At 65.9% G+C, this 12927-nt stretch carries 9 protein-coding genes and 1 tRNA gene; 5 read left to right on the forward strand and 5 right to left on the reverse strand.

Features of this window, described 5'->3' with window-relative positions; genetic code table 11:
* The first annotated feature begins 49 nt into the window (after window positions 1-49).
* Together A5651_RS07745 and A5651_RS07750 are read left to right on the forward strand one after the other, a co-directional pair.
* Window positions 50-2860 carry an MMPL family transporter gene (locus A5651_RS07745; RefSeq protein WP_231988609.1) on the forward strand — a complete coding sequence of 937 codons (2811 nt, stop codon included), beginning with the start codon at window positions 50-52 and terminating at the stop codon, window positions 2858-2860.
* A gap of 77 nt (window positions 2861-2937) precedes the next feature.
* Window positions 2938-3822, forward strand: coding sequence for a fructose bisphosphate aldolase (locus A5651_RS07750; protein ID WP_066977771.1), 885 nt, complete (start codon window positions 2938-2940; stop codon window positions 3820-3822).
* A gap of 22 nt (window positions 3823-3844) precedes the next feature.
* On the opposite strand, the gene A5651_RS07755 is transcribed toward A5651_RS07750, so the two are convergent.
* The gene (locus A5651_RS07755; RefSeq protein ID WP_066977774.1) at window positions 3845-4291 is read right to left on the reverse strand and encodes a universal stress protein; all 447 of its coding nucleotides are present in this window, start codon (window positions 4289-4291) and stop codon (window positions 3845-3847) included.
* 207 nt (window positions 4292-4498) lie between these two features.
* Between A5651_RS07755 and A5651_RS07760 the strand changes: the two genes are divergently transcribed.
* Together A5651_RS07760 and A5651_RS07765 are read left to right on the forward strand one after the other, a co-directional pair.
* Window positions 4499-6049, forward strand: a complete 1551-nt coding sequence (locus A5651_RS07760; protein WP_066977776.1) for a glycosyltransferase family 39 protein — start codon at window positions 4499-4501, stop codon at window positions 6047-6049.
* 36 nt (window positions 6050-6085) lie between these two features.
* Window positions 6086-6730: a UdgX family uracil-DNA binding protein gene (locus A5651_RS07765; RefSeq protein WP_066977779.1), complete on the forward strand. Its 645-nt coding sequence runs from the start codon at window positions 6086-6088 to the stop codon at window positions 6728-6730.
* On the opposite strand, the gene A5651_RS07770 is transcribed toward A5651_RS07765, so the two are convergent.
* Both A5651_RS07770 and A5651_RS07775 read right to left on the reverse strand, forming a co-directional pair.
* Window positions 6730-6800, reverse strand: a tRNA-Cys gene (locus A5651_RS07770). The genes A5651_RS07765 and A5651_RS07770 overlap by 1 nt on opposite strands.
* A gap of 61 nt (window positions 6801-6861) precedes the next feature.
* Entirely contained in the window at window positions 6862-8100 is a 1239-nt protein-coding gene (locus tag A5651_RS07775) for a sensor histidine kinase (protein ID WP_066977782.1), read from the reverse strand.
* A 101-nt stretch (window positions 8101-8201) separates the two neighbouring features.
* On the opposite strand from A5651_RS07775, the gene A5651_RS07780 reads away from it, so the two are divergent.
* Window positions 8202-8939, forward strand: coding sequence for an MgtC/SapB family protein (locus A5651_RS07780; protein ID WP_066977786.1), 738 nt, complete (start codon window positions 8202-8204; stop codon window positions 8937-8939).
* A gap of 4 nt (window positions 8940-8943) precedes the next feature.
* On the opposite strand, the gene A5651_RS07785 is transcribed toward A5651_RS07780, so the two are convergent.
* Complete coding sequence (locus A5651_RS07785) at window positions 8944-10338, reverse strand: MFS transporter (RefSeq protein ID WP_066977806.1); 1395 nt, start codon at window positions 10336-10338, stop codon at window positions 8944-8946.
* Between the two features lie 39 nt (window positions 10339-10377).
* Window positions 10378-12705: an excinuclease ABC subunit UvrB gene (uvrB, locus tag A5651_RS07790; RefSeq protein WP_369803926.1), complete on the reverse strand. Its 2328-nt coding sequence runs from the start codon at window positions 12703-12705 to the stop codon at window positions 10378-10380.
* Window positions 12706-12927 lie beyond the last annotated feature (222 nt).

Genomic DNA, 12927 nt, shown 5'->3' on the forward strand with positions numbered 1-12927 from the left:
GGCCCGAGTCACTGTACGTCGGCCGAAAACTGTGTTGGCCGCAGTGGTGGTGCTGTTGACTATAGGAATCACGTTCGGCAGCAACGTATCCCAAAAACTCGGCGTCGCAGGTTTCATCGATCCCGACACCGAAGCCGCACTCGCCGACGACTTCATCGATCAGCACTTCGGCAGCACACCCAACCTGGTACTCCAGATCGTGGCGACAAACGGCGGCCTTGACGATCCCGTTGCCGTCGCCGCCGCCGAAAAAACGCGCCGCCTGGTGGAAACCGAACCCACCGCGCGGATCATCGCGTCATACACCGATCCTTCCTCACCCGAATTGCGCAGCCGCGACGGGCAGTCCGGAGTAATCCTCGTTCACATCTCGGGTTCCGCCGACGATGCTTCCGAACCTGCCAACCGGATCATCACAGCCCTACCCGTCGACTATTCCGACGTCACCGTGCGCGCCGCAGGCTCCCTGGGCGTGCTACGCCAAATCGAGGACCGGGTCAGCCACGATCTGACCATCAGTGAAGCTGTCGCGCTACCCATTCTGTTCGTCGTGCTGATCATCGTCTTCGGCGGTCTCATCGCGGCACTTCTGCCATTGACCATCGGTATCACCTCAATCGTCCTGACACTGTTGGTTTTACTGGCATTGACCACCGTCACCGACGTGTCCATCCACGCGCTGACCGTCGCCACCGCGTTCGGACTCGGCTTGTCCATCGATTTCGGTTTGTTGATGGTCTCGCGATTCCGCGAGGAACGCGATAACGGCAAGGACACCGAATCCGCGGTCATCTCCACTGTCGACACTGCAGGCCGCACCATCGTCTTTTCGGCCGCCACCGTGACCGCGGCCATGCTTGGCCTTCTGGTGTTCCCCGTCTACTTCCTGCGCTCCGTCGGCATGACCGCGATCGCGGTGGTCACGCTGTCGGCGCTCAGCGCTGTCGTGCTGCTTCCGGCCCTGCTCACCCTGCTGGGCTCTCGAATCGACGCTCTGCCTGTCATCCGCAGAAAGACCGCGGTCTCCGCGGACTCGATGTTTTGGCGCCGCTGTGCCGAGATGGTGATCCGCAGGCCCCTGTGGTTCGCCCTGCCCGTGGTCGCCGGACTGCTGACGCTTGGCATTCCGTTCCTACACGTACAGCTGGCCACCCCGGACGAGCGAGCACTACCCACTGACTCCAATGCCCGAATGCTGACCGAGTCGATGCGCCACGACTACCCCGTCGACGCTTCGCAGGCCGTGACGCTGGTGACACCCTCGGACCCCGAGGCGTTGTCGCAACTTGCCGGGCCGGTCTCACAGATTGAAAACGTGCGGCGGGTCGACGGTCCGTCAGGCACGTATGAGCACGGAAACCGCATCAGCACAACGTCTTCGGCGTCTTCGGCGCCGACAGGCTCCGAACCCAATCATGCCTTCGTCGAGCTGTCGGTCGATGCGCAGTCAGACGCCGCTCAAGATGTTGTGCGGAATATTCGCGGCCTGATCCGCGACAACCAGATCCAGGTCGGAGGACCTACCGCCAATCTCATCGACAGCCGCGCCTCCATCGCGGCGCGACTCCCCTTGGGTATCGCAGTCATGGCCAGCGCGACGTTCGTGATGTTGTTCCTGTTCACCGGCAGCGTGGTGGTTCCCGTCAAAGCACTTTTTCTCAACGTGCTGGTGCTGGCGGCCGTGCTAGGTGTGATGGTGCTGATTTTTCAGGACGGGCACCTCGCGTCGGTGCTCGGCGTCACCCCGACACCGCTGAACCTGTCAATGGTTGTGCTGTTGTGCTCCATCGCATTCAGTCTGTCGGTCGACTACGAGATCTTCCTCCTCAGCCGCATCAAAGAAGCCCGGGACAGCGGCATGTCGAACAACGACGCCATCGTTGCCGGATTGGGCCGGGTGGGCCGGATCATCACCAGCGCGGCCATCCTGCTCACGATCACGCTTGTGTCGTTCGCCAACGGACTGTCCTTCATGAAGATGTTCGGCATCGGCACGGCATTGGCAATCGTCATCGACGCGACCGTGATCCGCGGTGTGGTGGTACCCGCTTTCCTGCGCGTCGCCGGCGAATTCAACTGGTGGGCACCGCCCCCGTTGAAGTGGCTGCATGACCGGATCGGCTTGAGCGAAGCGCCCGCAGCCGAGGCCATTGCAGCACCGGCAACCGCACCCGACCCACCGACCGTAACAATTCGGAGCGCGGCCGGGATCAACGAGAAGACGCTCCCAACGGTGAGGCTGCCTCACCGGAACTCTCAAGTCGAAGTCCTTCCCGGCAGCCATTTCGTCGCCAATATCGACGGCACCGTGATCGTCGTCGCTCACCGTGAGACCGCGCCGCTTGAATCGGGATCTGCTGCCACCCGACAGATCTCCACGCTTTTCGACACGGTTCGCACGTCCGATCACCGACGGCTGGGCGAGGCGCTCTCGGTCCTCACCGCGACAAAGCTGGATTCAGCCGACTTCGCCGTCCTTGTGCCCCGCTCCGGCGCGCTCGACCTATATCTGTACGGGGCCGTCACCGCGCATTTCGACACCGGTGCCTTGCCGGGCGTGTTGCACGGCACCCCCGGCAGACTTCGCGCGTATCGATCGTTGCCGGTGCCGGCGGTGGCCACCGTCGTCACCGTCGACGAAATCGGGCAGCGGAGCGCTCCCCGAAGGCGCTGGACAGGGTTGTATGCATTGACCGCAGGGACGGTGCCTGGGCAGGGGGCCGTTCTGTGGGCCACCCGGCCGACACCGGCCGCGCACGGAGTCGACAAGGACGCGACGATACGAATTCGCCGACACGCAACGGGTCGAGGGCCCAAGACCGGCTCCGGCGGTGGCCAACGCCGACCACGCGACTCGTAGCGACCGACACCGACAGCACGACGGTGTGCCCCGAGGCGATGCCGTGACTGCTTGCCCGACCTGGTAAGCAATACGCCATGAACAACGATCAGTTCACGAAGGCACGCAATGGCGCCGGCTTCATCGCAGCGTTGGATCAGAGCGGCGGCAGCACCCCGAAGGCGCTCAAGCTCTACGGCATCCCGGAGGACGCCTACTCGGGTGACGACCAGATGTTCGACCTGGTGCATGAGATGCGGACCCGCATCATCACCAGCCCGGCCTTCGACGCCGACCGCATCCTCGGCGCCATCCTCTTCGAGATGACGATGGACCGCCAGATCGAGGGCCGCCCGACCGCTGACTACCTGTGGAACGTCAAGGGCATCGTGCCGTTCCTCAAGATCGACAAGGGTCTCAACGAGGAGCAGGACGGCGCTCAGACCATGAAGCCGATGCCTGGGCTCGACGATCTCTTGGACCGCGCGGTGGCAAATGGCGTGTTCGGCACCAAGGAGCGGTCGGTCATCAAGCTGCCCGGGGCAGGCCTGGACGCGGTCGTAGCGCAGCAATTCGAGGTCGCTGCGCAGGTGCTGGCCAAGGGCCTCGTGCCGATCATCGAGCCCGAGGTCGACATCAAGAGCCCGAAGAAGGCCGAGGCCGAAGACCAGCTCAAGGCGGGCATTCTCGATGCGCTGAGCCAGATCGGCGACGATCAGAAAGTCATGCTGAAGCTGACGCTGCCGGATACCGACAACCTGTACCGCGAACTCGTCGAGCATCCCAAGGTGCTTCGCGTGGTGGCACTTTCGGGCGGCTACAGCCGCGAGGAGGCGTGCGAGAAGCTGTCGCGCAACAACGGCGTGATCGCCAGCTTCTCGCGTGCGCTCACCGAGGGGCTCACCGCGCAGCAGAGCGACGAGGAGTTCAACGCGACGCTCGATGCGGCGATCGCCGAGATCGCGAAGGCGTCGGCGACCTAGGTCGGCGACGCAGTCGAAAAGGCTACGGCGTGGTGTGGACGATCAGCACGTCGGTCTTGGAACGACGTGCGACGTTGGCGGGCACCGAGCCGAGTAGCCGGCCCGCGATAGTACTGAGCCCGACGTTGCCGACCACGAGCAGATCCGCTCCGGATTCCTCGGCGAGCTCGACGAGGGCGTCGACCGGTGCCCCCACGACAGCCTTCTCCTCGACATCGGTCGCGCCTGCGGCCTTCGCCCGGTCCCTGGCCTCCCGCAGGATCGCGTAGATCGGAGCGTTGCCGGACATCTTGTAGCCCTCGTCCTTCAGGACGTCGGCGGCCCGCTGGTCTTCGTTCTGCGGGAAGTAAGCCGTGGCCACGATCACCTTCGCGCCCGACCCCGCGGCGATCTGACCGGCCTTGTCTACCGCACGCAACGACGAATCCGATCCGTCCGTGCCGACCACCACGGTCTGATAGCCGCTCATCCATACCCTCCCAGAGTCGTTTGCACCGCCAACGAAAGACCCTAACGCGTCCTCGGGCGAACTTGGGAGTGATTGAGCACGCGGCGCTAGCAAGGTCACCTTGGCGCGTAGAGGGTGACCGGGGCGACAATTTCGTCGCGTAGGGACCTCGTCAGAATAATGAGTCAGGTGAATTCCGACGTGTCGAGGGGGTGTCAAACGGCTCGCGTGAACCTCTCTGTAAGCCCACAGCGCCCGGAACGCCGCCGTACCGTACTGGAGGATGCGGCTTACCGGCTGGATGCAGTTGCGGTAGCGCTGTTCGCGGCAGTAGTCAGTGCGCTGGGCGCTGGGCGGCCGTCGCTGTGGTTCGACGAGGCTGCGACGATCTCCGCATCGCACAACCGATCACTTGGCGAACTCTGGCGCATGCTGGCCAACATCGACGCGGTACACGGCCTCTACTACCTGATCATGCATGGCTGGTTCGCAGTGTTTCCGCCGACGGAGTTCTGGTCGCGGCTTCCCAGCTGCCTGGCTATCGGCGTGGCGGCCGCGGGCGTTGTGGTGCTGGGGAATCAACTCTCGGGGCGCACCACTGCGGCCGCCGCGGGAGTCGCCTTCGCGATCCTGCCCCGCATCACGTGGGCGGGCATCGAGGCGCGGTCGTACGCGATGGCTACGGCAGCCGCGGTGTGGTTGACCGTGCTTGCGGTGACCGCCGCGCGGCGCGACCGATACAACCTGTGGGCGGTGTACACCGTCGCCTTAGCCCTCGGGACGCTGCTCAACATCTTCGTCGGATTGATGATTCTGGTGCATGCCGTGGCGGTGTGGTCGGTCGCAGACAGGCGCTTCAGACGCACGACCGTGCGCCGATGGGGCGTCGCGGCCTTAGGTGCCGCAGTGGTAGCGGCGCCTTTCGCATACTTCGCCCAGACGCAAATCGCGCAGGTGAGGTGGATCGCTACCCCACACCTGGGCAACATCCTCGACATCGCATTCGTGCAGTACTTCGATCACAGCGTCCCGTTCGCAATCGTTGCGGTCGTTGTGCTCGCGGCGCCCTGGGCACTTCACCGCCGCTTCGACACGCAGCAACTTCGACTGATCGTCGTGGCGTCGGCATGGATCGCTCTGCCGACGGCCATGCTGGTCCTCTATTCGCTGGTGCGCGACCCGGTCTACTACCCGCGGTACTTGTGCTTCACCTCCCCAGCTCTGGCGTTGTTGCTCGGGGTCTGCATCACCGTCATCGCCCGGTGTAAGGAAGTCGCCGTGGCGATCCTCATGGTGTTCGCTCTTGCAGCCACTCCGAATTACCTTGGCAGGCAACGCGGCCCGTATGCGAAGGAAGGCATGGACTTCAGTCAAGTCGCCGACGTCATAGCGGCACATGCCCGAGCCGGGGATTGCCTGATCCTCGACAACACCACCAATTGGAAACCGGGACCGATCCGGCCGATCACGGCGGCACGCTCATCCGTGTACGCGAACCTCGTCGATCCCGGCCGAGGGAGGCGAGCAGCGGACCGAAACACCTTGTGGGACGCCCATCTCGGAATCTGGGGTGTCGCCGACCAAGTGCGGCGCTGCACAGTGCTGTGGACGGTGTCGCAACGCGACGCTTCGCGGCCGGACCACGAGTCAGGGGTTCGGCTAGACCCGGGCCCCCGGCTGGGCCGAGCGCCTGCGTATCGGGTGCCAGAGCGGATGGGCTTTCACCTCGTCGAGCGATGGCAGTTCAGCTTCGCCCAGGTCACAAAGTCCGCCCGATGACGAGTGGCACCAGCCGCAGCGGGTAACCAGACGTGTATGGCAGTGCCGGGAGCCGCAGAGTTCGTGCCGGACACCGACGATTTGACCGTCTTGGCCGACGCGTCGCAGGCGTGCAGGGGCTGCGAACTGTACCGCAACGCCACTCAGGCGGTGTTCGGAGCGGGATCGCCGGCCGCGAAGGTGGTGCTCGTCGGGGAACAGCCCGGCGATCAAGAGGACAAAGCGGGACGGCCGTTCGTCGGGCCTGCGGGGCGGATGCTGGACAAGGCGCTCGTCGAGGCCGGCATCGACCGCGATCGGGTGTATGTGACCAATGCCGTCAAGCATTTCAAGTTCGAGGAGCGCGGCAAGCGGCGCATCCACAAGACACCGGGCCGCACCGAGGTCGTGGCGTGCCAGCCGTGGCTGTTGACCGAGATCAACGCGATACAGCCCGACGTCGTGGTGCTGCTGGGTGCGACGGCGGCGAAGTCGTTGATGGGCAATGATTTTCGGCTGACCGCGCACCGCGGTGAAATACGGCGGCTGCCCGCCGTCACCGGCATGATCGACCTCGACGCCGACCCACAGGTCGTCGCGACGGTGCATCCGTCGGCCATCCTGCGCGGCCCGCCCACAGAGCGGGAGAAGGCGTTCGACGCCTTCGTTGCCGATCTGCGGGTTGCCGCGCAGTTCGTTTGAGCGAGTGACGGGATTCGAACCCGTGTAGACGGCTTTGCAGGCCGCTGCCTAACCGCTCAGCCACACCCGCGTCGGGTGATGACTCTGCCAGCGGCGTCGGGCCATGCCCAGGGTTTGCCTCGCAGTGATCGCTACGGCGCGGCCACGGCTTCGCAGGCCGAGCCGAGCGCGGCCTGCCCTAGCGGAATGCTGACGGTGACCTCTGTGCCCGGCGACGTCGTCCGCACCTCGAACCGTCCATCGGCGGCCAGCACCTTGGTGCGCGTCGAGGCCATGCCGATATGGCCGCCCCCGACACTCTCATTGAGTTTGTCCGGCGAAATGCCGATGCCGTCGTCGGCGATCCGCAGGGTGGCGTAACCATCTGCGTGCTCCAACTCGACCCAGACGTTCTGTGCGCGTGCGTGTTTGATGACGTTGGTCAACGCCTCCCGCGCCGCGCCGTAGAGCACCAGATCCGCCTCGGTGCGCAGACCGTCGGGCCATGTGCGCGTGTCGACCTCAACGGTCAGGCCGCTTCGGGCGCCGCCCCCGTCGGCCAGCGTCTCGATCGCGGCCTTCAACCCGGCGCGGGCGAGCACTTCGGGATGCAGCTCGCGAACAACGTCACGCAGCAACCCCGAACACTCGACAAGCGCCGCGTCCACCCGGTCGACGGCGTCGTGCGAGCCGTCGCGCACATCATCCATGTCCTGGCGAGCCACCAGGACGTATTGCAGCGCCCCATCATGCAGGCGCTCGGACATCGCTTGCCGCTCACGCTTTTCCAACCCGACCAGGTCCTGCAACAGTTGCGTCCGCTGTGCGGCCAGCTCTTCGATCACGTCGACCCGGGCCCGCTGGATCACCGACAGGGCGACAGAACCGCCCGCCAGCGCGGCCAGCACCGCCGTGTTGAGCAGGATCGACGGCCACGGCTCCTCATTGATCGCCCTGGTAACGGCAGACGTGACGAAGAACGCGGAAACGGTCGGCACCGCCATCGCTCCGCTGATGGTGGGATCGAGTTGCGCCGCGGCGATCAGCGGAATGAGAAACAGGCCGCTGCTGATCACATCCGATGTCCACACCTCGGGCGAGGTGATTCCGGTCAGCACCGAAATCACCGACAGCACCGTGACATCCGCGCTCAACACCAGCAGCGTCACACCGGTTCTCCCGGCCGCCGCGATCGTCGATGACGGTCGCAGCGCCCAAAAGCTCCAGCCGGCGACGATCACCGCGTACACGGCCAGGAGCGCGACACAGAGCGCCGCGTGCTTGCTGGGCGGCGCCCACAGCAACGTGATAGCGGTAAACGCGACGATGACGACCCGCAGCGCGAACTGCAGCAGCGTCCCGAGGAAGAGGTGGCGGTCTCCTGTGGACATCGGCGACTCCCATGCTTGACGCTGGCGAAAGCATAGCCTTCGCAGCGCGAATCCCGGCGCGCCGAAAGTGTTTGCCGCCGTGGCGGCATTAGCGTGTGTCCATGGATCTTTGGCTGGCGGCCGACCCGCCGTTCTTCGGCGGCCCCGGCCAAGGAGTCCGGCAGATCATCGAACTGTTCGTCGCGTTCGGGCTGACCGCGCTGATCGGGCTGGAGCGCGAACTTCAAGGCAAGAGCGCAGGGATTCGCACGCAAACGATTGTCGGCACCGCAGCGGCCTTGATTCTGCTGGTCAGCAAGTACGGGTTCAATGACGTGTTGGCCGCCGGCACCATCGAAGTGGACCCGTCCCGCGTTGCGGCTCAGATCGTTTCCGGCATCGGCTTTCTCGGCGCCGGCATCATCATCTTCCGCCGCGGCTCGGTGCACGGGCTGACCACGGCGGCCGCGATCTGGGAGTCGGCGGCGATCGGGATGGCGGCGGGCGCCGGCCTGCTGCTACTGGCAGTCACGGTGACCGCCATGCATTTCCTCGTCGTGGTGGGGTTCATGCCGCTGGCCCGACGCCTCAGCGCGCGGCTCAGCGGGGCGATCCGGCTACACGTCACGTACACCGACGGTCGTGGCGTGATGAGCCGATTGCTGCAGGCGTGCGAACGACGGCAGTGGCAGCTTCCCGAGCTGACCGCAGACCCGCAGGGCGAACCCCTCGGTGCAGCGCCGGGCCAGGCGGGCGTCGTGCTGACACTGGCCGGCACCGGCATTCTGAACGCGCCCGCGGTGCTGGCCTCGATCGACGGCGTGACCGCGATTCACCAGCTCGACGAGGATCCCGACTGACGGGCTAGCGGCCGCGTGAGGCGTGATACGAGGCGGCGAACCCCACGGCGGCCAGGACGGCGAACACCGCGAACAGCCAGCGCGCTGCGGCGGCGTCACCTCCCCGCGCGATGTTGACGACGACGCCGGCGAGCCCGGCACCGAACGCGCCGGAGATCAGCTGCACGGTGTTGATCGCTGCCGCGGCAGTTCCGGCCTGCACCGGGTCGTCGACGGCGCCCATGATCCACGCCGACAGGTGCGGCCAGGCGATGCCAACCCCCAACCCAGCGACGAACAGACCGCCCGCCCATGCCGACATCGATACCCAGTTCAGCCGCTCCCCGAGGACCAAGGCGCCCAGGGCCAAGCCGACCGCCATGACCACCGGGGACGCCGCGACGAACCGGACGACCGTGCGCGTCCGGCTGGCCGATGCGCTCACGATCTCTGACAGCGTCCACCCCACCGCCAACACCGCCCCGAAGAACCCGGCGGCCACGGGCACCATGCCGGCCAGGTGCTGGGCGAACAGCGGCACGTACATGTCGACCATCGTCGCCGCCATCAACAGCCCGATCGTGGCGTACATCCACTTCAACGGGCCCGGGCCGAAGGCCGCCTTCGGCAAGACAGTGGCGCGCGCCCGGCGATCGACGATCAGAAACAGCCCGACCAATGCCGCTGCCCCCGCGAGGAATCCGAATGTGACAACATCGTCGCGCTGCACGCCGGCAATGCTGGTCGACAGTGCCGCGATGCCGAGCAGCAGAAGAGACCACACCGGGATACGCGGGTTGGTTGTGGGTTCAGGGCTTCGCCGCCGGGCCGGCAGCGCCCTGGGAACGAGAGCGGCCATCGCCGCCGTCATGATCGCCAGCGAACCGAAAGCCCAACGCCAGATACCGAATTGGGCGAAGACGCCGCCCATGGCCGGACCGACGATCACGCTGACGCCCCACATCGCCGACACCAACGCCGACGCTCTGGTCCACAACCAGTTCGGTAGCGCGGCGTTGATCACCGCATAGCCGAGACCGGCGAGCATTCCGCCCGCCGCGCCCTGCCCGGTGCGGGCGACGAGGAGCAGCTCCATCGTCGGCGCGGCCGCACATCCCACCGTGCCGGCACCAAAAACGGCCAACGTCAACAGATACGACGCTCGCGGCCCGAAACGCACCAGGAGCGGGTTGACGGCGGCGGCCGCGACAACCGAGCCGACGAGGTACACCGCGACCACCCATGCGTAGAAACGCTGGCCGCCGATGTCGGCGACCGTGCTGGGCAACAAACTGATCGTGAGGAATTCATTCGTGGCGTACAACCCCACGCCACCGGCCAACAGGGTCGCGGTGCCGAGCCGTTCACGGCCAAGCAGCTCACTCCAGCTGCCGGGCTTGATCGTCGCGGTCTCGGTCACGTCAGCCACCGTATGACCTCAACCGCGGTTGAGATCAAGCTATTTCAGGCCGGCCGCGTCCATGCCGCGCAGCTCTTTCTTCAGATCCGCGATCTCGTCACGGAATCGAGCGGCCAGCTCGAACTGCAGATCCCGTGCGGCGGCCATCATCTGGGCGGTCAGATCCTTGATGAGGTCGGCAAGCTCGGCCCGAGGCATGTTCGTGGTGTCGCGGCCCTCGATGATCCCGGCGCTGACGACCCGGCCCGGCTCGCCTTGCGCACGCCGGCCGCGGGACGCGTTGCGCCCGGAGCCGCCGACCTCCACGGCCTCGGAGTCGTCGGCCTCGCGGTACACCTGGTCGAGAATGTCGGCGATCTTCTTCCGCAGCGGTTGCGGGTTGATGCCGTGCTCCTCGTTGTAGGCGATCTGCTTGGCGCGCCGGCGTTCGGTCTCGTCGATGGCCTGCTTCATCGAGTCGGTGACGGTGTCGGCGTACATGTGCACCTCGCCGGACACGTTGCGGGCGGCGCGGCCGATGGTCTGGATCAGGCTGCGCGGGGAACGCAGGAACCCCTCCTTGTCGGCGTCCAGGATCGCCACCAGTGACACCTCGGGCAGGTCGAGGCCCTCGCGCAGCAGGTTGATGCCGACGAGCACGTCGTACTCGCCGAGCCGCAACTGGCGCAGCAGCTCCACCCGGCGCAAAGTGTCGACCTCGGAGTGCAGATACCGAGTCCGGATCCCCATCTCCAGCAGGTAGTCGGTGAGGTCCTCGGCCATCTTCTTGGTCAGCGTGGTGACCAGCACGCGTTCGTCTGCTTGCACCCGCTTGCGGATCTCGCCGATGAGATCGTCGATCTGGCCCTTCGTCGGCTTCACCACCACCTTGGGGTCGACCAGACCGGTCGGCCGGATGACCTGCTCGACGAACTCGCCACCGGTCTGGCTGAGCTCGTAGGGGCCCGGGGTCGCCGACAGATATACCGTCTGCCCGATCCGGTCGGCGAACTCCTCCCAGGTCAGTGGCCGGTTGTCGATCGCCGACGGCAGCCGGAAGCCGTACTCGACGAGGTTGCGTTTGCGAGAGATGTCGCCCTCGTACATGCCGCCGATCTGCGGCACGGTCACGTGCGACTCGTCGATGACCAGCAGGAAGTCTTCGGGGAAGTAGTCCAGCAGGGTGGCCGGCGCCGACCCGGCTGGGCGCGCGTCGATGTGCCGCGAGTAGTTCTCGATGCCCGAGCAGAAGCCGACTTGGCGCATCATCTCGATGTCGTAGTTGGTCCGCATCCGTAGCCGCTGCGCCTCCAGCAGCTTGCCCTGTTTCTCGAGCTCGGCCAGCCGCTCCTCGAGTTCGGCCTCGATGGTCGAGATCGCGTGCGCCATGCGCTCCGGCCCCGCGACGTAGTGGGTGGCCGGGAAGATGCGCAACGAGTCGACCTTGCGGATGACGTCGCCGGTCAGCGGGTGCAGGTAGTACAGCGCCTCGACCTCGTCGCCGAAGAACTCGATGCGCACCGCGAGTTCCTCGTAGGACGGAATGATCTCGACGGTGTCACCGCGCACACGGAACGTGCCACGGGTGAACGCCATGTCGTTGCGGGTGTACTGGACGTCGACCAGCAGCCGCAGCAACGCATCGCGTGGGATCTCCTCGCCGACCTTCACCTCGACCGAGCGGTCCATGTACGACTGCGGGGTGCCGAGGCCGTAGATGCACGACACCGACGCCACCACCACCACATCGCGGCGGGACAGCAGGCTGGAGGTCGCGGAGTGCCGCAGCCGCTCCACATCGTCGTTGATCGAGCTGTCCTTCTCGATGTAGGTGTCGGTCTGCGCGATGTAGGCCTCGGGCTGGTAGTAGTCGTAGTACGAGACGAAGTACTCGACGGCGTTGTGCGGCAACATTTCTCGCAGCTCGTTGGCGAGCTGGGCGGCCAGCGTCTTGTTCGGGGCCATCACCAGCGTGGGGCGCTGCAGCCGCTCGATCAACCAGGCGGTGGTGGCGGACTTGCCGGTGCCGGTGGCACCGAGCAGTACGACGTCGCGCTCCCCCGCCCGGATGCGGCGCTCCAACTCGTCGATCGCGGCGGGCTGGTCACCTGCGGGTGCGTATTCGCTGACGACCTCGAACCGGCCGCCGGTGCGCACCACCAGGTCGAGGTAGTGGTCCTCGGACTGCCACACCTGCGGTCCGGGTGTGTAGCGGCCGATGTCGAGGTAGAAGTCCTGGTCGCGTTCATGGTCAGGGTTGAAGTAGAAGATCGAGGCACGCAAGCCCAGCGGCGGCAGCAGCCACGACTCCAGATAGTGGAACTGAGCGCGCCCGGGCGTCGGCCGGGCCATGTACAACCCCCACGGGGTGACCTTGTACTCGTCCACCGCACGTACGATCCCCTTCGGATCGGTGTTTGTGCGGGCGACCAGGTCGAACAGCTCGTGTTTGGGTGCGTGAATAGGGCAAGCATAGGCCCAGGGAAACGACCGGGGAATGACGCGGTGTCGGTGTGTGGTTCTACCCTGTGAACATGGCTTTCGCGACCGAACATCCCGTGCTTGCGCACTCCGAGTACCGCCCCGTCGAGGCGATGGTGCGCACCGGCG

Source organism: Mycobacterium sp. 1274761.0 (assembly GCF_001668615.1).
GTDB lineage: Bacteria > Actinomycetota > Actinomycetes > Mycobacteriales > Mycobacteriaceae > Mycobacterium.

Coding starts and splice junctions, on each gene's coding strand:
- A5651_RS07750 (WP_066977771.1), top strand. CDS start 2,938: ATGAACAACGATCAGTTCACGAAGGCACGCAATGGCGCCGGCTTCATC.
- A5651_RS07755 (WP_066977774.1), bottom strand. CDS start 4,291: ATGAGCGGCTATCAGACCGTGGTGGTCGGCACGGACGGATCGGATTCG.
- A5651_RS07765 (WP_066977779.1), top strand. CDS start 6,086: ATGGCAGTGCCGGGAGCCGCAGAGTTCGTGCCGGACACCGACGATTTG.
- A5651_RS07775 (WP_066977782.1), bottom strand. CDS start 8,100: ATGTCCACAGGAGACCGCCACCTCTTCCTCGGGACGCTGCTGCAGTTC.
- A5651_RS07780 (WP_066977786.1), top strand. CDS start 8,202: ATGGATCTTTGGCTGGCGGCCGACCCGCCGTTCTTCGGCGGCCCCGGC.